18 protein-coding genes and 2 pseudogenes are annotated in these 20,816 nt (G+C 65.2%); 10 read left to right on the plus strand and 10 right to left on the minus strand.

Annotation, left to right across the window (positions count from 1 at the left end):
* Positions 1-107 precede the first annotated feature (107 nt).
* Positions 108-1,301, plus strand: a complete 1,194-nt coding sequence (locus tag ACVIGB_RS33255; RefSeq protein ID WP_456719488.1) for a serine hydrolase domain-containing protein — start codon at positions 108-110, stop codon at positions 1,299-1,301.
* On the opposite strand, the gene ACVIGB_RS33260 is transcribed toward ACVIGB_RS33255, so the two are convergent.
* The gene (locus tag ACVIGB_RS33260) at positions 1,298-2,653 is read right to left on the minus strand and encodes a sensor histidine kinase (protein WP_456725023.1); all 1,356 of its coding nucleotides are present in this window, start codon (positions 2,651-2,653) and stop codon (positions 1,298-1,300) included. The two genes, ACVIGB_RS33255 and ACVIGB_RS33260, sit on opposite strands and share 4 nt — an antisense overlap.
* A 5-nt stretch (positions 2,654-2,658) precedes the next feature.
* Positions 2,659-3,333 (minus strand): response regulator transcription factor, encoded by a 675-nt coding sequence (locus ACVIGB_RS33265; RefSeq protein WP_092121741.1) that lies wholly within the window; start codon positions 3,331-3,333, stop codon positions 2,659-2,661.
* Positions 3,334-3,666: 333 nt separating this feature from the next.
* On the opposite strand from ACVIGB_RS33265, the gene ACVIGB_RS33270 reads away from it, so the two are divergent.
* Genes ACVIGB_RS33270 through ACVIGB_RS33285 form a run of 4 tightly spaced genes read left to right on the plus strand, consistent with a single transcriptional unit; the run spans position 3,667 to position 7,064 of the window.
* On the plus strand, positions 3,667-4,245 hold the full coding sequence (locus tag ACVIGB_RS33270; RefSeq protein WP_456719487.1) for a class I SAM-dependent methyltransferase: 579 nt from the start codon (positions 3,667-3,669) through the stop codon (positions 4,243-4,245).
* A 10-nt stretch (positions 4,246-4,255) separates the two neighbouring features.
* Entirely contained in the window at positions 4,256-4,915 is a 660-nt protein-coding gene (locus tag ACVIGB_RS33275; RefSeq protein ID WP_456719486.1) for a DedA family protein, read from the plus strand.
* Positions 4,912-6,036, plus strand: coding sequence for a UDP-2,3-diacylglucosamine diphosphatase (locus ACVIGB_RS33280; RefSeq protein ID WP_456719485.1), 1,125 nt, complete (start codon positions 4,912-4,914; stop codon positions 6,034-6,036). The genes ACVIGB_RS33275 and ACVIGB_RS33280 overlap by 4 nt, the downstream gene beginning before the upstream one ends.
* Complete coding sequence (locus ACVIGB_RS33285) at positions 6,036-7,064, plus strand: glycosyltransferase family 4 protein (protein WP_456719484.1); 1,029 nt, start codon at positions 6,036-6,038, stop codon at positions 7,062-7,064. The genes ACVIGB_RS33280 and ACVIGB_RS33285 overlap by 1 nt, the downstream gene beginning before the upstream one ends.
* A gap of 101 nt (positions 7,065-7,165) precedes the next feature.
* Here the strand turns inward: ACVIGB_RS33285 and ACVIGB_RS33290 are convergent.
* The 3 genes and pseudogenes from ACVIGB_RS33290 to ACVIGB_RS33300 form a co-directional block, all read right to left on the minus strand.
* Positions 7,166-8,297 (minus strand): annotated as a pseudogene (locus tag ACVIGB_RS33290) (threonine synthase).
* A gap of 13 nt (positions 8,298-8,310) precedes the next feature.
* Complete coding sequence (locus ACVIGB_RS33295; RefSeq protein ID WP_456719482.1) at positions 8,311-8,967, minus strand: HAD-IA family hydrolase; 657 nt, start codon at positions 8,965-8,967, stop codon at positions 8,311-8,313.
* Between the two features lie 17 nt (positions 8,968-8,984).
* Positions 8,985-10,147, minus strand: a pseudogene (locus ACVIGB_RS33300) (DSD1 family PLP-dependent enzyme).
* A gap of 71 nt (positions 10,148-10,218) precedes the next feature.
* Between ACVIGB_RS33300 and ACVIGB_RS33305 the strand changes: the two are divergent.
* Complete coding sequence (locus ACVIGB_RS33305) at positions 10,219-11,142, plus strand: LysR substrate-binding domain-containing protein (RefSeq protein ID WP_456719481.1); 924 nt, start codon at positions 10,219-10,221, stop codon at positions 11,140-11,142.
* 16 nt (positions 11,143-11,158) lie between these two features.
* Here the strand turns inward: ACVIGB_RS33305 and ACVIGB_RS33310 are convergent, their stop codons facing one another.
* On the minus strand, positions 11,159-13,204 hold the full coding sequence (locus ACVIGB_RS33310; RefSeq protein ID WP_456719480.1) for an acetoacetate--CoA ligase: 2,046 nt from the start codon (positions 13,202-13,204) through the stop codon (positions 11,159-11,161).
* A 187-nt stretch (positions 13,205-13,391) separates the two neighbouring features.
* On the opposite strand from ACVIGB_RS33310, the gene ACVIGB_RS33315 reads away from it, so the two are divergent.
* The gene (locus ACVIGB_RS33315; RefSeq protein WP_456719479.1) at positions 13,392-14,393 is read left to right on the plus strand and encodes a glycoside hydrolase family 3 N-terminal domain-containing protein; all 1,002 of its coding nucleotides are present in this window, start codon (positions 13,392-13,394) and stop codon (positions 14,391-14,393) included.
* Between the two features lie 96 nt (positions 14,394-14,489).
* Positions 14,490-14,672, plus strand: a complete 183-nt coding sequence (locus ACVIGB_RS33320; protein ID WP_092121771.1) for a hypothetical protein — start codon at positions 14,490-14,492, stop codon at positions 14,670-14,672.
* Positions 14,673-14,761: 89 nt separating this feature from the next.
* Here ACVIGB_RS33320 and ACVIGB_RS33325 read toward each other — a convergent pair whose 3' ends face one another.
* Entirely contained in the window at positions 14,762-15,157 is a 396-nt protein-coding gene (locus ACVIGB_RS33325) for a hypothetical protein (RefSeq protein WP_456719478.1), read from the minus strand.
* 607 nt (positions 15,158-15,764) lie between these two features.
* Between ACVIGB_RS33325 and ACVIGB_RS33330 the strand changes: the two genes are divergently transcribed.
* Positions 15,765-16,373, plus strand: a complete 609-nt coding sequence (locus tag ACVIGB_RS33330) for a LuxR C-terminal-related transcriptional regulator (RefSeq protein ID WP_456719477.1) — start codon at positions 15,765-15,767, stop codon at positions 16,371-16,373.
* A gap of 135 nt (positions 16,374-16,508) precedes the next feature.
* Here ACVIGB_RS33330 and ACVIGB_RS33335 read toward each other — a convergent pair whose 3' ends face one another.
* The 3 genes from ACVIGB_RS33335 to ACVIGB_RS33345 all read right to left on the minus strand — a co-directional run bounded on the left by ACVIGB_RS33335 (position 16,509) and on the right by ACVIGB_RS33345 (position 18,517).
* Positions 16,509-16,757, minus strand: a complete 249-nt coding sequence (locus ACVIGB_RS33335; protein WP_092121780.1) for a hypothetical protein — start codon at positions 16,755-16,757, stop codon at positions 16,509-16,511.
* Between the two features lie 148 nt (positions 16,758-16,905).
* Positions 16,906-17,625 (minus strand): Crp/Fnr family transcriptional regulator, encoded by a 720-nt coding sequence (locus ACVIGB_RS33340; protein ID WP_456719476.1) that lies wholly within the window; start codon positions 17,623-17,625, stop codon positions 16,906-16,908.
* Between the two features lie 181 nt (positions 17,626-17,806).
* On the minus strand, positions 17,807-18,517 hold the full coding sequence (locus ACVIGB_RS33345) for a Crp/Fnr family transcriptional regulator (protein ID WP_456719475.1): 711 nt from the start codon (positions 18,515-18,517) through the stop codon (positions 17,807-17,809).
* Between the two features lie 557 nt (positions 18,518-19,074).
* Between ACVIGB_RS33345 and ACVIGB_RS33350 the strand changes: the two genes are divergently transcribed.
* Positions 19,075-20,673: a flagellin N-terminal helical domain-containing protein gene (locus tag ACVIGB_RS33350; protein ID WP_207833921.1), complete on the plus strand. Its 1,599-nt coding sequence runs from the start codon at positions 19,075-19,077 to the stop codon at positions 20,671-20,673.
* The last annotated feature ends 143 nt before the right edge of the window (positions 20,674-20,816 follow it).

A 20,816-nucleotide genomic window follows, 5' to 3' on the forward strand; every position in this document is an offset into this window, starting at 1 on the left:
GGAGCGAAGCGCAATCCGGGGACGGTGATACCGGCTGCATCAGCCCCCGGATTTCGCTTCGCTCCATCCGGGCTACAGGTCAACATCACAAGTATGGGAGGACGACAATGAGCATGAATTTTGGTGCGGCAGCGGATGCGATTCTCGACGGCGTCGTGACATCCAACCCGCGCGTTCCCGGCGTCGTTGCCATGGTGACCGACCGCCATCGCAACATCTACGAAGGTGCCGCCGGCAAGCGCCGCCTCGATCAGGCCGCGGACATGACCACCGACAGCGTGTTCGCCATCTTCTCGACCACCAAGGCGATCACCGGGACGGCGGTCCTGCAACTCGTCGAGGAGGGCAAGCTCGATCTCGACGCGCCGGCCAAGACCTACGCACCCGACCTGGGCAAGCTCCAGGTCATCGAGGGATTTGACGACAATGGCGAGCCACGGCTGCGTGCGCCCAAGCGCGACATCACCACACGCATGCTGATGGTCCACAGCGCAGGCCTGGGCTACGACTTCATCAATCACACCTACAATCGCCTCGCGCAGGAGAAGGGGCAGCCCAGCGTGATCACGGCGTCCAAGGCTTCGTTGATGACGCCGCTGCTGTTCGATCCCGGCGAGCGATGGGAGTACGGCACCAACCTGGATTGGTGCGGCCAGATCGTCGAGTCGATCGCCGGCCGCCGGCTCGGCGAGGTGTTCAAGACGCGGATCTTCGAGCCGCTCGGAATCCAGGACACGGCATTTGAGCTCACCGACGCGATGCGCCGCCGCCTCGCCGGCATTCACGCCCGCAACGCCGACGGCTCGCTCACGCCGATGGATTTCGAATTGCCGGCTAACCCCGAAGTCCACATGGGCGGCCACGGCCTCTACGGCACCGTTGGCGACTACATGCGCTTCATCCGGATGTGGCTGAACGACGGCGCCGGCGAGCATGGCCGGGTCCTGAAGGCCGAAACCGTGCGGATGGCGGAGAAGAACCATCTCGGCAACAACAAGGTCACTGCGATTACCGGCGTGATCACCTCGCTCGCCAACGATGCCGAGTTCTTCCCCGGCCAGTCGAAATCCTGGGCGCTCAGCTTCATGATCAATGATGAGCAGGCGCCGACCGGCCGCCCCGCCGGCGCGCTCGGCTGGGCCGGCCTCGCCAACCTGTTCTACTGGATCGATCGCCAGAATGGTTTCGGCGGATTCTGGGCGACGCAGATCCTGCCGTTTGGTGATCCGACATCCTTCGTCGGCTACATCAATCTCGAAACCGCATTCTACGAGGCCCTGAAACTGCGCAAGGCGGGTTAAACCTTCGGGAACACCATGCGCATGCAGGCGCCGCCGGACGGCGCCTGATCGACCTCGATCCGGCCGCCGTGCAGACGCATGATGCTCTGCACCAGATCGAGGCCGAGGCCAGCGCCGCGTCCGCCCGGATGCAGCCGGCGGAATGGCTCCAGGATCTGCTCGCGCTCGTCGGGCGGAATGCCGTCGCCGTCGTCGCAGACCTCGATGCAACCGGCTGTCGTCACCCGGACCAGGATCGTGCCGCGCCGCTGTCCATGATCGATGGCGTTCTGCACGAGATTGGTGAGGGCACGTTCGAGTGAGGTCTGGTCGCCGCTCACCACAATCGTCCCGTCCTTCTGCTCAAAGGACATTTCATATCCTGCCGCGAAGGCAAGTGGCGCGAGGTCGAGCACGACCTGTCGGGCAACGCCGACGAGATCGACGGCGGTGAACACGTCGGTCTGCTGATCGAGCCGTTGCAGGTCCAGCAGCTGGCCGGCCATGACGCTGAGGCGAGTCGCGTCCTCGAGCAGATAGGTCTTCTCCGGGCCGGCCTGCAGTGAGGCGACTCGTGTTGAAAGAATCGCGATCGGAGTCCGGAGCTCGTGTGCGGCATCGGCGAGGAAACGCCGGTGGCGCTCGTAACCCTTGTCGAGGCGTTCGAGCGCGGCGTTGATGGCCTTGACCAGCGGGGCAATCTCGATCGGCACCTCATCGAGCGGCAACTGCGCGCCGCGCTGGTCAATGTCGATGCGTTCGGCCTGCGCGGCGACTTGGCCAAGTCCCTTCATTGCCCGGCGTACCACGAATGGGGTCGCGACCAACGTCGCCAGCGTCATCAGCACGACGATCGGCAGGATCATGTTGAGGAACAGCTGCGGTGTGATCTCCAGCGCTCGCCACATCGAGAGCTCGCCGTATGTTCCGGTCAGGATCTGGACCCGTCCAGCCGACGTGTCGACCGATTTGACGAGACCACCGGGGCGCGGGGCCTCGGCGGCGTCCCACTTGAGCACCGCCTCGCTTACATGTTCGAGGGCCGACGCGATCGGTGCGAATTGCGTGGGCACCGTGCCCTCGGAGATTTGGTGACCGTCAGCGTCGCGGATGATGAACCAGAGATCGGCGTGCTCGGCGCGCAGGGCGGCCAATTCCGGCGTCTGGCGCAGCGTCAGTCCGCCCGCCTCATCGCGGGTGACGGCGTCCCTCAGCGTATCGAGGGTGCTGCCTTGGTACTCGCCGATCAGCAGCCCTGCCCACAGCAGCCCGATCGCGGCGGCCCCGATCAGCAGGATCAGGAGGGTCAACGCAACGGCCTGCAGACCCGCGAGGCGTCCGACCAGGCGCCAGGTGAGGGATCGCGGTCGCAGCACGCTCACGGTGTCTCTCGCAGCACATAGCCGAGGCCACGAACGCCGTTGATCGTGACGCCGGCGTCGGCCTCGGTGAGCCTGCGGCGCAAGCGCGACACATGACTGTCGAGCGCATTGGGCTGCACCTCGTCGTCGAGGCCGTAGACCGCCTCCATCAGCGCGGAGCGCTGCACCATGCGTCCCATCCGATGCAGCAGCGTCTCGAGCACCAGCCGCTCACGACGCGGCATCTCCAGGGGACGTCCGTCGACGCTGGCCTCGCGATGGGTGAAGTCGAACGACAGGCGGCCGATCCGCGCGGCATGCTCCTGCACGCTCGCGGGCCGGCGCAACAGCGCGCGCAACCGTGCCAGCAACTCCTCGAACGCAAACGGCTTGCCGAGATAATCGTCGGCGCCGCTGTCGAGACCCGAGACCCGGTCCGCGAGCTCGCCGCGAGCAGTCAGCACCAGCACCGGCACGGTGTTGCCGCTCGCGCGCAATTTCGGAATCAGCGACAGCCCGTCGCCGTCAGGCAACTGGCGATCCAGCACGATGGCGTCGTAACTTCCCGCAGCGGCAATCGCCTCGGCTTCCAAAAGATCCGGCGCGTGATCGACCAGCATGTCGTGGCGCGCGAGTGCCGCACGCAGCGCCGCGACCATATCCGGCTGGTCCTCCACCAACAGCACGCGCATTCGTCGTCCTTACCTCTGCATTGGTTCGTCATTCGATCTGCCGGCTTTATGCCTGATTCATTGCGGCAACCTTGCGGTTTTCTCCGCGCGAATACGTCGCGGACCGAAATTTCGCACGCGCGCGCATTCGCGACAGGCTGACGCAAGCTTCGCATGAGACAGAGGCTGCATCGGGACGGTCGAATCGTCTCGACACCGACCGACACTGCTCAACCGGCGCGAGCCTACCACACATGATGGTGGGCACCCGCAATGCGAAAGACACGCGAATGGCCTTGTTAATGAATCCGTGGCGCCAGACCGATTGCGCGCTTATCGTGCGGGAGCTCCAGCATGTCGGCCGCTGACATCCTGCCGTTCGTCCGCGCCTGGGTGCGGAATCCGTTGCGTGTCGCCGCGGTCGCGCCTTCCGGGCCTGCTGTCTCGTCCCTCATGGCGCAGGAGATCACCGCGGACACCGGCCCCGTGCTCGAGCTTGGCCCCGGCACGGGCGTCTTCACCCGCGCGTTGCTGAAGCGCGGGGTCAGGCAGCAGGATCTGACGCTGGTGGAGTACGGCTCCGAGTTCATCCCGCTGCTGCAGCGGCGCTTCCCGGGCGCGCGGGTGCTCTGGATGGACGCGGCCTGGCTGCGGAGGGAGAGTCTGTTCGACGGGGCGCCGGTCGGTGCGGTCGTGAGCGGCCTCGGGCTCCTCATGATGCCGCCGGAGAAAGTCATAACCATCCTCCACGGCGCCTTTGGGTATCTCCGCGCCGGCGGGGCGTTCTACCAGATCACCTATGGTCCGCGTTGTCCTGTCGCAGACGCGATCCTTGATCGCCTCGATCTGCAGGCGAGCTGCATCGGGCAGACGTTCTTCAACCTGCCGCCGGCGTCCGTGTACCGGATCAGCCGCCGCCACTCCCACGCTTGATCGAGACGCCATGGACACGTCGAGCACGATCGCAATCTTTCTGCACTTCGGCCTGGTGGGTATCGGCTGCCTCGCCGTCGCCGAGAAATTCATTCCGCTGCTGCCGTCCTACGTGCTGCTGATGCTGCTCGGCTTGACGGTCTCCGACGGCACGATGCTTGCGATGACCATCCTCGCGACCAGCGCCGGGTCGGTCGTCGGTGCCATCGGGTGGTACGGGCTCGGGCGCGTGCTCGGCTCGCGGCGCATCGAGGGGCTGGTGGCGCGCTATGGCAAGTTCGTGTTGCTGCGGCCCTCGCTCTATCGACAGCTCACCGACGCCTATCGCGGCAATCATTTCTGGGTGACGCTGATCGGTCAGACCCTGCCCACCGTGCGGATCTACCTTGCACTCCCCGCCGGCGTGCTGCGGCTGGAGCCGCGCGCCTTCGTGATGGCGACGGCGATCGGCACCGTGATCTGGAACATGCCGTTCCTCACCCTGGGCTATGCCCTGCGCGGCAGCAGCCACGATCCGGTCAGCCTCGGCTTCTGGGTGGTGGTCATCCTGGTCGCCGTGGAGGTTGCGCTCTTCCTCGGATTTCGCTTCTACAAGCGCTCGCTGGTGCCGCGCACTCTCGGGGAGCCGCGCGCACTACCCTCACGCTTGCCGGTGGAGGAAGGCGTATGAGAGCCCTGCTGTCCCGCCTGCGGCCCGGCTCGGATACGCTTGAGCGTGCAGCCGCGACCCTGCTGGTCCTGGCCGCGAGCTATCAGTTCGGTCACGCGGCTTCGAGCGGGCGATATCGCGCGGCCGAGTTCGCGCTGCTGGTGCTTATCGCAGGCATCTATTGGCACCGCTCGATCTTCAGGCGATGCGCGAGCCGCGATGTCACGAAAGTTCTCGCGGGATTGGCCGAGGCCATGGCGGCGGCGTTTCGGCCGGACGGCAGCAAAGTCGATTCCCAATTTGCGATGCTTGGGGCTGGCGATCGCGCGGACGGGAGACGGGTCTCGCCGCGGGATGTCGTCAAGGTCAGGAGCCTGTTCGTCTCCGACGTCCATCTCGGGACCCGGGGATGCCAGGCCGAGCGGTTCATCGACTTCCTCCGCCACCATGATGCCGAAACCGTGTTCCTGGTCGGCGACATCGTCGATGGCTGGTGTCTGCGGTCGAGCTGGTATTGGCCCACGGCGCACAATGCGGTCGTGCGGGAGCTGATCGAGCTCGCGCAACGGGGCCGTCGCCTGGTCTACATTCCCGGCAATCACGACGAGTTCCTGCGTGACTATGCCGGCGCGGCGTTCTGCGGCGTCGAGATTGTCGAACGGGCAATCCATCGTGGCCTCGACGGCCGCGACTATCTCGTCGTTCACGGCGATCATTTCGATCTCGTGGTGCGGCATGCGCGCTGGCTCGCGCTGATCGGCGATGCCGGCTATCGGGCCGCGCTGGCCTGCAATATCTGGCTCAACTGGATCAGGCGCCGATTTGGGTTCGGCTATTGGTCGTTCTCCTCCTGGGCGAAATTGCGGGTCAAGAATGCGGTCAACCACATCGGCCGGTTCGAGGAGGTGCTGTCATCGGAGGCCGCGCGCAGCAACGTTCAAGGCGTGATCTGCGGCCACATCCACCACGCAGCACTGCACGACCATTTCGGCGTCCGCTACGTCAACACCGGGGATTGGGTCGAGTCCTGCACGGGCGTGGTCGAGCGCTATAACGGGCAGTTTGAAATCGTCCGATGGACGGAAGCGCGGGCAGCGTTGGATAGGGCAGGCCTCGCGCCGCTCACGCAGGCGGTCGCCTGATGCGCGTGCTGGTGGCAACCGACGCCTGGCGGCCGCAGATCAATGGTGTGGTCCGCTCGCTCGAATATCTCGCCAGTGAAGCGCCGTCGCTCGGCGCGGAAATCAGCTTCTTGACGCCGGCCGATTTCCGCACCGTGCCGTTGCCCGGCTATCCGGAAATCCGGCTCGCGCTGCCGACGATCGGGCGGATCGCGCGCGCGATCGCGGCTGCGCGCCCGGACTCGGTGCACATCGCGACCGAAGGTCCGATCGGCTGGATCAGCCGGCACGTCTGCCGGACACGCGGCTACCCGTTCACGACCAGCTATCACACGCGCTTTCCCGAATATCTCGCCGCGCGGCTGTCGGTCCCACTGCGGTGGAGCTACGCGGCGCTGCGCCGCTTCCACAATAGCGGAGACGGCATCATGGTCGGCTCGCCGTCGCTCGAGCAGGCGCTGCAGGCACACGGCTTCCGCAAATTGATGCCGTGGTCGCGCGGCGTCGACGCCGAACTGTTTTGCCCCCGTACGGAGCGGCCGATCGCCTTCCCGGCGCCGGTGTTCCTCTATGTCGGCCGCGTTGCGGTCGAGAAGAACCTCGACGCCTTTCTCGGTCTCGACCTGCCGGGCTCGAAAGTCGTGGTCGGGGACGGGCCGCTGCGCAGCAGTTTGCAGACCCGGTTTCCGCACGTCCATTTTCTCGGCACGCGGACGGGCCGCGCACTCGCCGATGTCTATGCGTCCGCCGACGTCATGGTGTTTCCAAGTCTGACCGATACGTTCGGGATGGTGATCCTCGAGGCGCTGGCCAGCGGCCTGCCGGTTGCGGCCTTTCCGGTGATGGGACCGCTCGACGTGATCGGCAAGTCCGGCTGCGGTTGTCTCGATCACGATCTACGCCGCGCGGCGCTCGGCGCGCTGCTGGTGCCGCGCGAGAAATGCCGCGCCCACGCCCTGACCTTCACCTGGCGGGAAAGCGTGCGGCAGTTCCTCGACAATATCGGGCGGGCGCACGCCTCGCCGACGCGCGCAGCCGTCGCGGGCTGACTAAAGCATGATCCGGAAAAGTGCGACGCGGTTTTCCGAAAAGATCATGCTCAAACAAAGAGCTAATGCGCGATGACGATTCAACCTGATCTCATCGCGCTTTAGCTGCCGAGCAGCTCCGTGATTAGCCCGGCTGCCTTGATCCCGGTCCCGCTGATGATGACGACGGTGCGCTCGGCCGGCTGGATCGCGCCGCGCGCCGCCAGGACGTCGAGCGCGGCGGCGGCCGAGGCCGAGGTCGGCTCGACGAACAGGCCGGTACGCGCCAGCCGCTTCAATGCGGCGACAATGCCGTCTTCGGGAATCGCGACCGTGCCGCCGCCGCTCTCCTTCAGCGCCGCGATCATCTGCTTCAGGCGCAGCGGATGCTTGATCGCGGTGCCTTCGGCGATCGTCTTGCGGACCGCGCGATCGACCGGCGTGTCGACGCCGGCGGCGAAGCTGGCATCGACCGGCGAGCAGTTGAGCGGCTGCGCGACGAACAAGCGCGGCAGCTTCTTGATCTGCCCAGCCGCGAGCAGCTCCTTGAAGCCGATATAGCAACCGAGCAGGCTGCTGCCGGCGCCGACCGGCATGATGACATTGTCGGGCGCGGTGAAGCCAAAGTCTTCCCAGATCTCGTAGGCCAGCGACTTGGTGCCTTGCAGGAAGAAGGGCTGCCAGTTGTGGCTGGAGTAGAAGATCTGCTTCGACTGGCGGATCGCTTCCGCCTCGGATTCCTCGCGCGGGCCTTCGACCAGCTGCACCTCGGCGCCGAAGGCGTGCATCTGGGCCACCTTCATCGGCGATGTCGTCGCCGGCGCAAGGATCCTGACCCGCATGCCGCCCGCCGCGCCATAGGCCGAGACGGACGCGCCGCCATTGCCGGAGCTGTCCTCCAGCACCGCGTCGACGCCGAGCTGGCGCAGCAAAGACAGCATCACCGTGGTGCCGCGATCCTTGAAGCTCGCGGTCGGGTTGAACCATTCGAGCTTGAAATGCGGCCGCAGATCGCCCCACGCCTTTTCGACCGCGGGCGTGCAGCCTTCGCCCATCGTGATCGGCTGCTTGATCTCGACCGGCAGCGCCGCGCGATAGCGCCACAGCGAGCGCGTCCCGCGATCGACCTCGTCTCGGGAGATGCCGGGCAGCGCTGTGACGAGCAGCGGCTTGCCCTCGTCGGAGCACCAGCGCGGAACATCCAGCGGATAGAGCTTGCCGTTGAGGCGGGTCGATGTAGCTGGGTGAAGGCATCTCAGTTCGGTCCTCAGGGCACGGTCTGGCCGGACAAGTCGCGACCGAGCACAAAAGCCGGCAAGGTCGCAAGATTGTCACGAACCATGATCGGGGCGGGCGCCCCTTCCGGCAGGTTCATTTCGGCGCGATTATGCCACCAAGTCGGCAACTGCACACGTGCCGTGCCGAACAGATCATAGCCCGATCCCGCGACGAACAGGCATCGATTGGCCGGGACCGGCAATTCATCGAGCGCGAGCTGATAGGGTTGCGGCTGCGGCTTGTAATAGCCCGCACGCTCGGCCGTCACGAACACGGTGAGGGGAACGCCGATGCGATCGGCGGCGATGCGGCCGAGCCGCTCCGAGCAGTTCGTCACGACGCCGAGCGCGACGCCCGCATCGTGCAGCGTTTGCAGAACATCGCGAACCTCGGGCCAGGGATCGAGCTCCGCATAGCGTGCGCTAAGTTCCGCAGCCCGTTCGAACGGCAGCCCGACATTGCGCGCGGCCTCGCCCACCAGATCCTCATAGGGACGGTAGCGTCCGGTGGCGTAGGTGTTCCTGAGATACTCGGCCCGCCAGCGCAGCCCGGCTTCGTCGGAGCCCGCGACCTTGTTCCAAAGCGACCAGCTGTCGAGCAGCGCGGTCAGCAGATCGAACAGAACGGCGTCATAGGTTCGGGTCATGGGCTGCGCTCCGTCTCCTACCATCCGCGAAATCGCTCCCATTGCCTGACCGTGTCGGAGCCTGTGGCGACGACATGATAGCGGTCGTGCTGGGCTCCGGTCGCGCAGGCGTGGTTCGGCAGGATCCGCACCTTCGCACCGACCGGCAACGTCACCTGGGGCTCCGTGCTGCCGGGGCGGAGGGCGATGATGCCGTGCTCCTGATTGGTTTCGGTCACGATCAAATCGGGATAGGGCCGTCCATCGATGTCGCAGACGATGCCGTAGCCCTGGTCGATCGGCTGCTTCGCGGTGCCGCGATCGCGCGCGACAGCGCCATCCAGCCGGCGTCGATGAAGGTCCAGCCGCGATCGGCGCGATGACCGATCACCGTCGCGAGCACCGACAGCGCAATGTCCTCGACCGCGCAGACCCCGATCCCGGCCATGACAAGGTCGAACATCACGAACACGCCGGCGCGCACCTCGGTGACGCCGTCGAGCCGGCGCGCGAAATGGGCCGTCGGCGTCGAGCCGACGCTGACCACGGGGCATGGCAGTCCGGCCGCGCGCAACGCCTCGGCGCACGCGACCGCGGCGGCGCGTTCCTGCTCGGCGGCCTGCTCCAGCGCCGCCACGCTGCGGCAGGAATAGGATTCGCCGGCATGCGCCATGACGCCGCGCAACTCGGCGCCGCCTTGATGCAGCGCGCGGCCGATCTCGACCAGCAGCGGGTCGCGCGCACCGACCCCGGCGCGATGGCCGTCGCAATCGATCTCGATCAGCACGGGAATGCGGTCGTTCGTCCTGCGCGCCATCGTGGTGACGGCGGCGGCCTGCTCGAGGCTGTCGAGCACCACCGACAGGTCCACGCCCTGCCGCCGCAGCGCCGCGACGCGATCGAGCTTTTGCGGCGCGATGCCGACGGCATAGAGGATGTCCTTGACGCCTGCCGCGGCAAACAGCTCGGCCTCCTGCAAGGTCGAGACCGCCGCCGGGCCGCCTGGGCCGTGCATCACGGCGCGGGCCGCCGGAATTGATTTCGCGGTCTTCAGATGCGGGCGCAGCGGCACGCCAAGCCGCGACAGCCGCGTCTTCAGGCGGGCGATGTTGCGCAGCATCCGGTCTTCGTCGAGGACGAGGCAGGGCGTCTCAAGATCGGCAAGCGGATGCGAGGCGTTCACGGTAGGGGCTGATGACATGCGGCGAGACTAGCCGTTTCCATGCTAAGTACAATTTACCGAATGTCATTCCTATATTAAGTCTTGGCTTAATGATCTCGACTGACGACATCCGCTTCTTCCTGGCCATCGCTGCGGCCCGGTCGCTCGCGGCCGCGGCGCGGGCGCTCGACGTAACGCCATCGGCGGTGTCGCAGCGGCTGCAGAGCCTCGAGCAGCGCCTGGGTGTCCAACTGGTCGGCCGTTCGGCCCGGCGGCTGACATTGACCGATGAGGGCGAGCTGCTGGTGCTGCGTGGCGGCACGCTGCTCGACGAGGCGACGGAGTTGACGGAGGCGCTGCAGGCGCGGCGCGGAACCATCGCAGGTCACCTGAAGATTCTTGCGCCGCTCGGCTTCGGACGCCGTTACATCGCCCCGGCCGTTGCCGCCTTCCGATCCTGCCACCCCGACGTGTCGGTTGAGCTCGAACTATCCGATCGGCCGGGGCGTGCCGCCGCGAGCGCCTGGGACGTCATGATCCATATCGGCGCGTTGAAGGATTCCACGCTTCGCTTGCTGCGCCTTGCGCCCAATGAACGCGTTCTCTGCGCCTCGCCGGCCTATCTGAAGCGCCGCGGAACGCCGGCGAGCCCGCAGGAGCTGCGCGGGCATCAATGCATCGCGTTGCGTGAGAACGAGGAGGACGTGACGCTTTGGCGCTTCTCGCGCAGGCGCGCGCCGGCGGAACCTGATGTCGTCAGGATCGAGCCGATGCTGTCGAGCAATGACGGCGAGGTGGTGAAGGCCTGGGCGCTGGCGGATCACGGCCTGATCGTCAGGTCGGAATGGGATGTCGCCGCGGATCTCGCCGGTGGCCGGCTGGTGCGTGTCCTGCCGAACTTCCGCCTGCCGCCGGCCGACATCGTCGCGCTGCTCAATCCGGGCCGCGGTGGCCGGGCCAGGCGCACGCAGGCTTTCGTCGAGCATCTGCGCACCGCCCTCGCGCCGCCGCCCTGGCGCAGCAGGCCGCGCTGACAGACGGCGCGATCGCTTACGCCGCGCCGGCCGGCCTGCTCAGATAGCTCCTGGCAAAGTCGAGATACCAGTCGAGGCAGCCGGGATTGGCCATCGCGTCGCGGTTGATGACCTTCTCGACGGAATGGCCGAGCAACAGCTTCTTGACCGGCAGCTCCTGCTTCTTGCCGGACAGGGTGCGCGGAATTTCCGCCACGACGAAGATGTCGTTGGGCAGGAAGCGGCGCGACAGCCCGGCTTCCACGGCCTTGTCGATCTTCGCCTTCATCGCGGCATCGAGGACAATGCCCTCGCGCAGCACCACGAACAGCGGCATGTAGCTGTCGCGGCCGAGATATTCGAGGTCGACGACCATCGAATCCAGCACCTCCGGCAGCGCCTCGATCGCCGAATAGAGCTCGCTGGTGCCCATCCGCAAGCCATGGCGGTTGATGGTGGCGTCGCTGCGGCCGTAGATCACGCAGGATCCGTCGGGGTTGATCTTGAGCCAGTCGCCATGCCGCCACACCGGGCCGCGGCCGGTGCCGTCGAAATTGTCGGGATAGGTCTCGAAATAGCTCGCCATGTAGCGCGCGTTGCCGGGATCGTTCCAGAAGCGCAGCGGCATCGAGGGCAGCGGCTCGGTGCAGACGAGCTCGCCGACCTCGTCGATCACGGCGCGGCCCTGCTCGTCGAAAGCCTCCACCGCGCAGCCGAGCAGCCGGCATTGCATGATGCCCGGGGTCTGCGGCAGCTCGCGATTGCCGCCGATGAAGGCGCCGGCGAAATCGGTGCCGCCGGAGATATTGGCCCACCACATGTCGGCCTGCGCTGCGTTGCCGTTGCGCTTCGAAAGCGCGGCGAAGCGCTCGTTGAACCAGGCTTGTGTGTCGGCGCTCAGCGGCGAGCCGGTCGAGCCGAGCGTGCGCAGCCCCGAGAGGTCGCCGACCCCTGCGAGATCGATCTCGGCCTTGGTGCAATTGGCGAAGAACGCAGCGCCCGCGCCGAAGAAGGTTGCCTTGGCATTGGCGACGAAGCGCCATAGCGTGGTCCAGTCCGGCTTGTCCCTGGTGCCGCCGGGACTGCCGTCGAAGATGCAGCAGGTGGTGCCATTGAGCAGGCCGTTGGCCTGACAGTTCCACATGATCCAGCCGGTCGACGAGTACCAGTGGAAGCGTTCGCCGAACGAGTTCGGCTGATAGCTGCAGCCGATGTCGTTGTGCAGGGTCGAGAGCGGCAGCGCCACGACGATCACGCCGCCATGGCTATGCAGGATCGGCTTCGGCAATCCGGTGGTGCCCGAGGAATAGACGATCCAGAGCGGATGATCGAACGGCAGCCATTCCGGCTCGAAGGCGTCGATCTCCGCGCTCTGGCCCGCAAGGATGGACGACAATCGTGTCTCTGACGGTGCGGCATCGCTGAGCAGGATGACATGCTCGACCGTCGGCAGCGCGCGCCGCAGCTCCTCGATCACCGACTTCCGGTCATGGCGCTTGCCGGCATAGGTCACAGCGTCGCAGGCGATCAATACCTTCGGCTCGATCTGCTTGAAGCGGTCGATCACCGCCGGTGCTGCCATGTCGGGCGCGCAGACGCTCCAGATCGCACCCAGGCTCGCGGTCGCAAGAAACGCGATGATCGTCTCCGGGATGTTCGGCAGATAGGCCGCGACGCGATCGCCGGCACGGACGCTCCTGGCCTTCAGATGCAGCGCAAGCGCCGCCGATTTGCGCTGCAGCTCGGGCCAGCTCGTCTCCGAAAGCTTGCCGTCCTCGCCGCTCGAGATCAGGGCCGGCAGGCCGGCGGCATGCGCCGGCGCGACGTGCCGGAAAACCTGCCGCGCATAATTCACCGAAGCGCCGGGAAACCACACCGCGCCCGGCATCTTGCGCTCGGCCAGCATCGCCGAATGCGGCGTCGGCGAGCGCAGGTCGAAATAATCCCAGACACTCTGCCAGAAGGCGTCGATATCGGTGACCGACCAGCGTCGCATCGCCTCGAAATCCGCAAACGCGAGGCCGCGCGTGTCCTTCAGCCATTGCCGGTAAAGGGCCATTTGCGGGACGTAAGGTGCTGTCATGGGCGTTTCCGAAATGTCTTGTGGTGTGGCAGCCGCGATCAAGGCGTGCCGGCGTGTCTTAACATAGTGATGCGAGCACGGGGAACGCAGTCGTGCAGCGGCTTGCGTCATATTCTTACCGCCGTCGCAGCGTGCTATTCCGTAGGGGTGCGGGCTGATTCCATGCGTATCCGGTGAGCGAGCGGCCATGACCGTCGGCGAACTTTTCATCCTCGGCTTCTACGGCAAGGTCATCCCGCCCTGGCTGAGGGAGTTTAACGCGCAGTTCGGGCTCGGCGGGGTGATCCTGTTCGATTACTCCTGCCAGACCCGGCAATACGACAACAACATCGCCTCGCCCGCGCAGCTGCAGTCGCTCTGTGCCGAGATCGCGGCGCTGCCGTCGCAGCCGCTGGTCTTCATCGACCAGGAGGGCGGTCTGGTGCGCCGGCTCAAGGATGGCTTGGGCTTTCAGCCGCTGCCGAGCGCAAAGGATTTCAATCGGCTCACGCATGCGGAAAGGCAGGCGATCCTGGCCGCGAGCTATGGCGAGCTGCGGCGGCTCGGCATCCGCTACAATTTCGCGCCCGTCATCGACGTGGATTACAATCCCGACAATCCCAATATCGGCAGGATTAAGCGGTCCTATTCGTCCGATATCGGCGAGGTCGAGGCCAATGCCCGCCTGGTCGACGCCGCGGCGCGGCAGGCAGGTGTGGGCCTTTGCCTGAAGCATTATCCGGGCATCGGCGGCGCGCAGGTCGATTCACATCTGGAGTTCATGGACATCTCCGATGCGCTGCGGCCGGAGCAGGAAGAACTGTTCTACACACTGGCGCCGCACATCTTCGGCGATGCGGTGCTGGTCAGCCACGCCATCGTCCGCCAGTGGGACGCGCAGCATCCGATGACACTGTCGTCGGCGGGAATCGACCGGCTTCGCCGCCGACTGCCCGAGACGCTGCTGATCACCGACGACATGCAGATGCAGGGGCTGCAGAAGGCGCTCGGCACAAGCGCGGCCAGCCTGCAGGCGATCGCTGCCGGCATGGACATGATCTGCATCGGCAACAATCTGTTCGACCAGGAGCAGGCGATGGCCGGGATCGCCACCGCGGTCGCGGGTGCCGTGCAGGACGGATCACTGCATCAGGCCGCGGTGCAGCGCTCCATTGCGCGGGTGCAACAGCGCAAGGCACTGCTCGCCTGACGGCATTGAACCAAATTTTCTGCCGGGCGACCATAGGGAGCGGAACCAAATTTCATTGCCGCGATTTAACAAAGACGCTCATCGGGGCTAACAACCATGAAGATGCTCAAGCGTCTCTTCCGATTGACCTGGCTACGCCGCGTCGCACGCAACCCAGCCGATCTTCCACCTGCCTCCATCGATCCCGACGAATTCAGCCGCCTGCTTTGCAGCGGGCGCCGCCAGGATCTGCGGACACTGGCAAAGCGGCTGAGCCAGCGCACGCGGGCCCACGCATAGGCAGTGCATCGGGTCAAAGGTGAGCCGGTTCTGACTGATTCAGAACCGGTAAGTCCGGCGCATGGCTTCAACTCTACTCTCGCGACCGGCTATTGTTTTGCCTTTTCGTGCTTGTCGACTCCGACCGCCTTGTAATCGTAGGTCGGATAGAACTCGGTGTGGTAGGCGCCCCAGGCACTGTTCTCGATGACGCGATTGACCTCGCGCAGCCGCGAGGCCGGCAGCCGCAGGGTCACCACCTGGCCGACCCCCATCATCACGTACCAGCTCACGACCTCGACACCTTCGGGCGGAAACGCCTTGTAGAAGCCCTGCCGCTCGAGTTGCGCATTCAACTCGCTGAGCGGGCGTGACTGATCATGCTTGAAGAAGATGGTGACCATGATCGCGTTGTCTGACGTCGGCGCGGCATTGCTGATCGGCGTGGTCTGGGCCTGCGCGCCGGTGCCGAACAGCAGTGCTGCGGCGAGCGCCGCAATCGTCATCCAGGATCCATGCCGCCCGTTCCGCCCTCGCTTCATTGTCGCGCCCTTTTGTTGTTGATCGAGAGGCGGCGATCATCGCGGCGCATGCCGGGGCTGTAAATTGACATTCGCCTGACCCCGACGCCCGCCCGCGCCACCCCTGGGCCGATGTGATCCGTCTCATACGCGCGTCGGCCGGCGTGAGGTAAGCCGATGCGATCCCGATGCCCGGAGGGTTGATCGATGACGACCCGGCGAATGGCGTATTGGTGGCTCAGGTTCGTCCTTTCGGGACGCTTCCTGCAGAAATTCCTCCGGTTGCGGCGCCCTTGATGTCTGAGGGGCGGCGCGCATCCAACCTGAAGCCAGGGGCGGATGTGGGCGCCGATGCGCACGGGAGCGCGTCGGGAAGGTAAAGGCCCACCTGCGGGCATCATCGGGATGAAGTGCCTCGATGTCCCGTAAGACTACTGTCCTTCGGCTCAAAACAAGCGAGATTCGTTGCCAAATCAGCGGTAATCTGCGCCTGCTTGGCAGGTCGGGGCCCGAGGTCACAGTTGCGTCACCCGTAGTTTTACGGAGTCCCGTGTTAACGCGGCCACAAGTTCACCTTCGGTAAACCATACTTATGACGCAACATGACAATCGAGCCGAGGCGCGCCTTCCGCCATGGATGGGCGGAACCGCGACGTTCGAGGCGCAGCCGCCCGAGATTCAGGGAGCCGCCGTGCCGCGACCGCAGGTGACCGCGGACGCCGGGGCGGCGATCGTCCGGCAGTTCAACGGGCCGGTGACAGCGCTGCTGCTCTACATGAACGAGCTCAAACAGCACAGTCAGCAGTTCGCGCATGCGCCCGGCAATGGCGTCTATCTGCGGCAGGTGATCGAGAACGCGCTCGAGCAGACCGAGCGGGTGTCCGCGATGCTGAAGCAGATCTCCGATCTCTATCCGAATGTGATACCGGCCGCCGATCTCAGGCCGCCGCTCGACGACAAGCCGGCAGGCGCCCGGTCACCCGATGTCATGTTCACGCCGGAGGCAGGCCGCAAGCCGCTGACCAAGCGCGAGCGTGAGGTGCTCAGCCTGATCAGCGACGGCTATTCCAACAAGCAGGGCGCGTTGCGGATGAACATCAGCCCGCGCACGTTCGAGAGCCATCGCGCCGAGGCCATGCGCAAACTGGGTGCACGCAACACCGCAGATCTCGTCCGCAAGGCCTTGTTGCATTCCGCATAGAGCGCTTTCAAGCGAAGCCTGTCCCGCACTTGATGCGGGGTGGGCACCGGTTCGCGCAAAGAAACGCGTCAAAACTAAAGTCCAGAGTCCCGTTCCGATTCGATCGGAGCGGGCTATGAGCGGTGTTCGCGGTTCTCAGAAATCGTCTTCCGCGGCGAAGCACAGGCGCGGCGCGAGCCGCGCGGCGGAGGCGGCTGACTTCGGCTCGTCCGGAACGATCGTGACCACCCATGCCGCCGTCGCGCCGGACTTGCTTTCGACGATCGCGCGCACACGTCCCGTCACTGTCGCGCCGGCGGACCTGATGGTGGCGGGCCGGCCGTTGAACTGGGCCATGCGGAAGCGCCGGGCTTCCTTCCGGTCGGTCGTCTCGTACGTGAACATCGGCTCCCCCGTGCGTCGACGCGACTTTGCGGATGCAGCGTTATCCGACGGTGAAAATCGTACGCCGTAGAAGTACGGCTTGTGCGCCGGCGGGCGCGGTTTCGCGCGAAGTGGGTAGCGGTAGAAGACGCGTCAAGAATAGCAAGCTCTAGCCGCCGGCTTCCTGGCAGCTCAGCAGCCCCGCATACTGCGCCTTGACCGTGGCATAGCATTCGCACGCGGTCCTGATCAGTCCATCCGCATTGGTGATCTCGATGTGGCCGCGGCTGTAGTGGATGAAATTGGCCTGTTGCAAGGTATGCGCGACCAGCGACACGCTGTTGCGGCGTGCGCCGATCATCTGGGCCATTGCCTCTTGCGTCAGGGCGATCTTGTTGCTGCCGGAGAGATCGCGCGTGTGCAGCAGGCATCGCGCCAGCCGCGACTCCACGGTGTGCGCGGCGTTGCAGCCGGCCGTCTGCTGGATCTGGGCATAGACGGCGAGACCGTGCCGAATCAGCATCGCTCGCAAGGTCGGGCTCTGGCCGGCGGCCGTCCGCAAGGCTTCGACCTCGATCGTCGAAGCGACGCCCGGCACCAGCACCACGGCGCTGTTCAGCGTGGGGGCTTCACCAAGCCCCGCGAACGCACCATAGATACTGCCGCGGCCGACCATTGCGATCTGCACGCACACGCCTCTTGCCAGCCTGACCACCAGCGAGATCACCCCTTTGTGCGGCATGTATGTCCGCTTGAGCATCTCGTCGGTCTCGATCAGGACCGAATCGGCGGCGAGGTCGATCGTCCGCAAATAAGGCCGGATCAGCCCGAAATCGCTCTCCGAGAGCGAAGACAGAAATCCGTTGGGCGATCGCGGAACCGTATCCAAAGCAACCTCCTGCCTCCCGGCAAAGCTTGCCTCTGGTCATCAGGGCTGACGCGTGCAGTTGGACCGTTATGCAACTTATTCTGGCACGTCTTGGTTCCAATGGAAACATATCTTGGTTCCATTAGGAATACGCCGATCGCCGCAGCGTCACGTTATCCGCGGCTGCAGCAGGTCGCTGCGATCAATCTTCGGGCCCGATCAATTGTTCGGCGTGCGCCTTGACGGTCGCATAGCATTCACACGCCGCCTTCCGCAGACCGTCGATATCCGTGATTTCGATATGGCCGCGGCTGTAGCGCAGGATACCGGCCTGCTGAAACCCATGCGCGACGATCGAAACCGCATTGCGCCGCACACCGATCATCTGCGCCAGCATCTCCTGGGTCAACGGCAGGGCTTCGCTGCCGCACAGGTCGCGCGCGCGCAACAGCCAGCGCGACAGCCGTGCCTCAACCGGATGCGACACGTTGCAGGCGACGGATTGCTGGGTCTGCGCCATCAGCGCCTGCTCATAGAGAGCAACCAGGGTCCGGAACTCCGCGCTGCGATTGGCGGCCTCGCGGAAATCTTCCGCCCGCACCATCGATGCTGTGCCCGGCACCACGACAATCGCGTCGGCGAGCAGCGGCCGCTCATGCAGGGCGGCGGATGCGCCGACGATGCCGTCACGACCGATGGTTGCAATCTCGACGGATTGCCCGTCGGATAGATTGACCATCATCGAGACCACGCCGCCGTGCGGGAAATAGACCCGCTGCACCGGCGCGCCCGCATCGGCGAGTACCGTTTCCTTGGTCAGGTCGACGGTTTCCAGAAGGGGATGAAGTTGCCCGTATTCCGTGGAGGGAAGTGCTTGCAACAGACGATTGGGCGGACGCGATACCGCAGACATTGGAGCTCCTGCCGAGGGCGGGAGCACTACGGTCTCGCATCACCTACTCTTGGCGTGTGGAGAGCGAACATAGCTTGCCTGTCCAATAGCACAAGGGTTGTGGTGCGAACTCTATACCCTCTAGGGGGCAAACGGTCGGCAATCGCATCGGCCTGCGCGGCGTTCGAGGCGGATTCGAATGCCGCGTATCCCGGACGAGACGGTTGCGACATTGTCTCGCATTTATTGATTTCCATTAACTCTGATGCGTACCGAAACGTGTGCCGTCGCGATGGCCATTGCGGATGTCGAAGGCCCCCGTCGGCAGCGCGAGCATGCGGCAAGTCCCGCAAATGCGAGGACAAATTCGCTGTCACGAGATTGATCCGGCGGCGAACATGCGCCGCTTAGCTGAGCGTCTGCACGGCGGCCATAGAATTACCGGCAAAAGCCATCCTGGGTATTTGTACGGAGCAGCCCTTTAACGAACGGGTAGCGCGGACAGACCAGTGTGGCATCGGTCGCCGTGCGAAATTTACGGCGTCGCGTCAATCGTGTTCATCCAGAAGGGTATCAGTATGTCCGGCATCGTCCTCTCGGCATCGGTCCGTCAAAACCTGCTTTCGCTGCAGTCGACGGCCGACCTGCTCGCCACCACGCAGAACCGCTTGTCCACCGGCAAGAAGGTCAACACCGCTCTCGACAATCCGACCAACTTCTTCACGGCGCAGTCGCTCGACAACCGCGCCAGCGACATCAACAACCTGCTGGACGGAATCGGCAACGGCGTGCAGGTGCTGCAGGCCGCCAACACCGGCATCACCTCGCTGCAGAAGCTCGTTGACAGCGCCAAGTCGGTCGCGAACCAGGCCCTGCAGGCCGCGGTCGGCTATTCCCAGAAATCGCAAGTGACGACCGCCGTGGTCACCGGCGCGACCACCGACGATATCCGCGGTACCGCCACCTACAGCAACGCGACCCTTGCTGGTACGGTCGTCAACAACAATCTCACGGTGCCGGCGCCGATCACGGCCGCCACCAAGCTCGTCACTGCGGCCAACTCTGATAGCCTGGCGGCGACCCCGACCGGTACGATCAGCGTCAACGGCAAGTCGATCACGTTCTCGAACACGCAGACCACGTCGACGACCGATTCGTCCGGCAACGTGACCCTCGGTACGGGCGCGGGCAGCACGCTGACGGTCGGCGACCTGCTCACCGCGATCGACGGCATCACCGGCACGGCCACCGCCTCCACCGTGGCGGCTGGTGCGCTCCAGATCAGCACCGGCACCAACCAGGATCTCAACATCTCCGGCTCGGGCCTCGCCGCTTTCGGCCTTACCGCCGGAACCAAGGCACGCACCGTGGCAACGCCTTCGCCGCTGGATGGCTTGACGCTGACGATCGGCGCGACCGGCAACGGCAAGGCCACCAACATTACGTTTGGTAGCGGCGCGGGCCAGGTGAAGTCCCTCAACGACCTGAACAACGCACTGTCCGCGAACAACCTGCAGGCGTCGCTCAGCGCGGGCGGAGCGCTCACCATCAGCACCACCAACGATGCTGCGTCCGCGACCATCGGCACGATCGGTGGCACGGCAGCCGGCGCCGGCAAGCTGTTCAACGCCCTTGTGGGCAGCGCCCCGGTGCAGGATCCGAATGGGCTGGCGAACCGCGCCAACCTGGTCAACCAGTACAACAACATCCTGGACCAGATCACCACGACCGCCCAGGACGCGTCGTACAACGGCATCAACCTGCTCAATGGCGATCAGCTCAAGCTGACCTTCAACGAGACGGGCTCCTCGACGCTGAAGATCCAGGGCGTCACCTTCGATGCCTCCGGCCTCAACCTCACCAAGCTGACCGCTGGCACGGACTTCATCGACAACGCTTCGGCCAACGCCACGCTGAAGACGCTCAACAGCGCGAGCGGCCTGCTGCGCACCCAGGCTTCGACCCTCGGTTCGAACCTGTCGATCGTGCAGATCCGCCAGGACTTCTCGAAGAACCTGATCAACGTGCTGCAGACCGGCTCGTCCAACCTGACGCTGGCCGACACCAACGAGGAAGCGGCGAACAGCCAGGCGCTGTCGACCCGCCAGTCGATCGCGGTGTCCGCGCTGGCTCTGGCCAACCAGTCGCAGCAGAGCGTTCTGCAGTTGCTCCGCTAAGCGTAGCCGCGACAGACAACGACTATCGAGGCGGCGGAGGAAACTCCGCCGCCTTTGCTTTGGGTTCGCTTAACCATCCCGCCGGTTTCAACCCATGTTCAACCCATGGGCGATCGCGCTCTGCTGCAGGCGGATGTCATGGC

This window comes from Bradyrhizobium sp. USDA 4341, assembly GCF_054063755.1.

Bases quoted from the DNA above. Each gene is read 5' to 3' on its own strand.
- ACVIGB_RS33255 (WP_456719488.1), top strand. From the start codon at position 108: ATGAGCATGAATTTTGGTGCGGCAGCGGATGCGATTCTCGACGGCGTC.
- ACVIGB_RS33265 (WP_092121741.1), bottom strand. From the start codon at position 3,333: ATGCGCGTGCTGTTGGTGGAGGACCAGCCGGATATGGTCGCGGCGCTG.
- ACVIGB_RS33270 (WP_456719487.1), top strand. From the start codon at position 3,667: ATGTCGGCCGCTGACATCCTGCCGTTCGTCCGCGCCTGGGTGCGGAAT.
- ACVIGB_RS33275 (WP_456719486.1), top strand. From the start codon at position 4,256: ATGGACACGTCGAGCACGATCGCAATCTTTCTGCACTTCGGCCTGGTG.
- ACVIGB_RS33280 (WP_456719485.1), top strand. From the start codon at position 4,912: ATGAGAGCCCTGCTGTCCCGCCTGCGGCCCGGCTCGGATACGCTTGAG.
- ACVIGB_RS33285 (WP_456719484.1), top strand. From the start codon at position 6,036: ATGCGCGTGCTGGTGGCAACCGACGCCTGGCGGCCGCAGATCAATGGT.
- ACVIGB_RS33295 (WP_456719482.1), bottom strand. From the start codon at position 8,967: ATGACCCGAACCTATGACGCCGTTCTGTTCGATCTGCTGACCGCGCTG.
- ACVIGB_RS33305 (WP_456719481.1), top strand. From the start codon at position 10,219: ATGATCTCGACTGACGACATCCGCTTCTTCCTGGCCATCGCTGCGGCC.
- ACVIGB_RS33310 (WP_456719480.1), bottom strand. From the start codon at position 13,204: ATGACAGCACCTTACGTCCCGCAAATGGCCCTTTACCGGCAATGGCTG.
- ACVIGB_RS33315 (WP_456719479.1), top strand. From the start codon at position 13,392: ATGACCGTCGGCGAACTTTTCATCCTCGGCTTCTACGGCAAGGTCATC.
- ACVIGB_RS33320 (WP_092121771.1), top strand. From the start codon at position 14,490: ATGAAGATGCTCAAGCGTCTCTTCCGATTGACCTGGCTACGCCGCGTC.
- ACVIGB_RS33325 (WP_456719478.1), bottom strand. From the start codon at position 15,157: ATGACGATTGCGGCGCTCGCCGCAGCACTGCTGTTCGGCACCGGCGCG.
- ACVIGB_RS33330 (WP_456719477.1), top strand. From the start codon at position 15,765: ATGACGCAACATGACAATCGAGCCGAGGCGCGCCTTCCGCCATGGATG.
- ACVIGB_RS33335 (WP_092121780.1), bottom strand. From the start codon at position 16,757: ATGTTCACGTACGAGACGACCGACCGGAAGGAAGCCCGGCGCTTCCGC.
- ACVIGB_RS33345 (WP_456719475.1), bottom strand. From the start codon at position 18,517: ATGTCTGCGGTATCGCGTCCGCCCAATCGTCTGTTGCAAGCACTTCCC.
- ACVIGB_RS33350 (WP_207833921.1), top strand. From the start codon at position 19,075: ATGTCCGGCATCGTCCTCTCGGCATCGGTCCGTCAAAACCTGCTTTCG.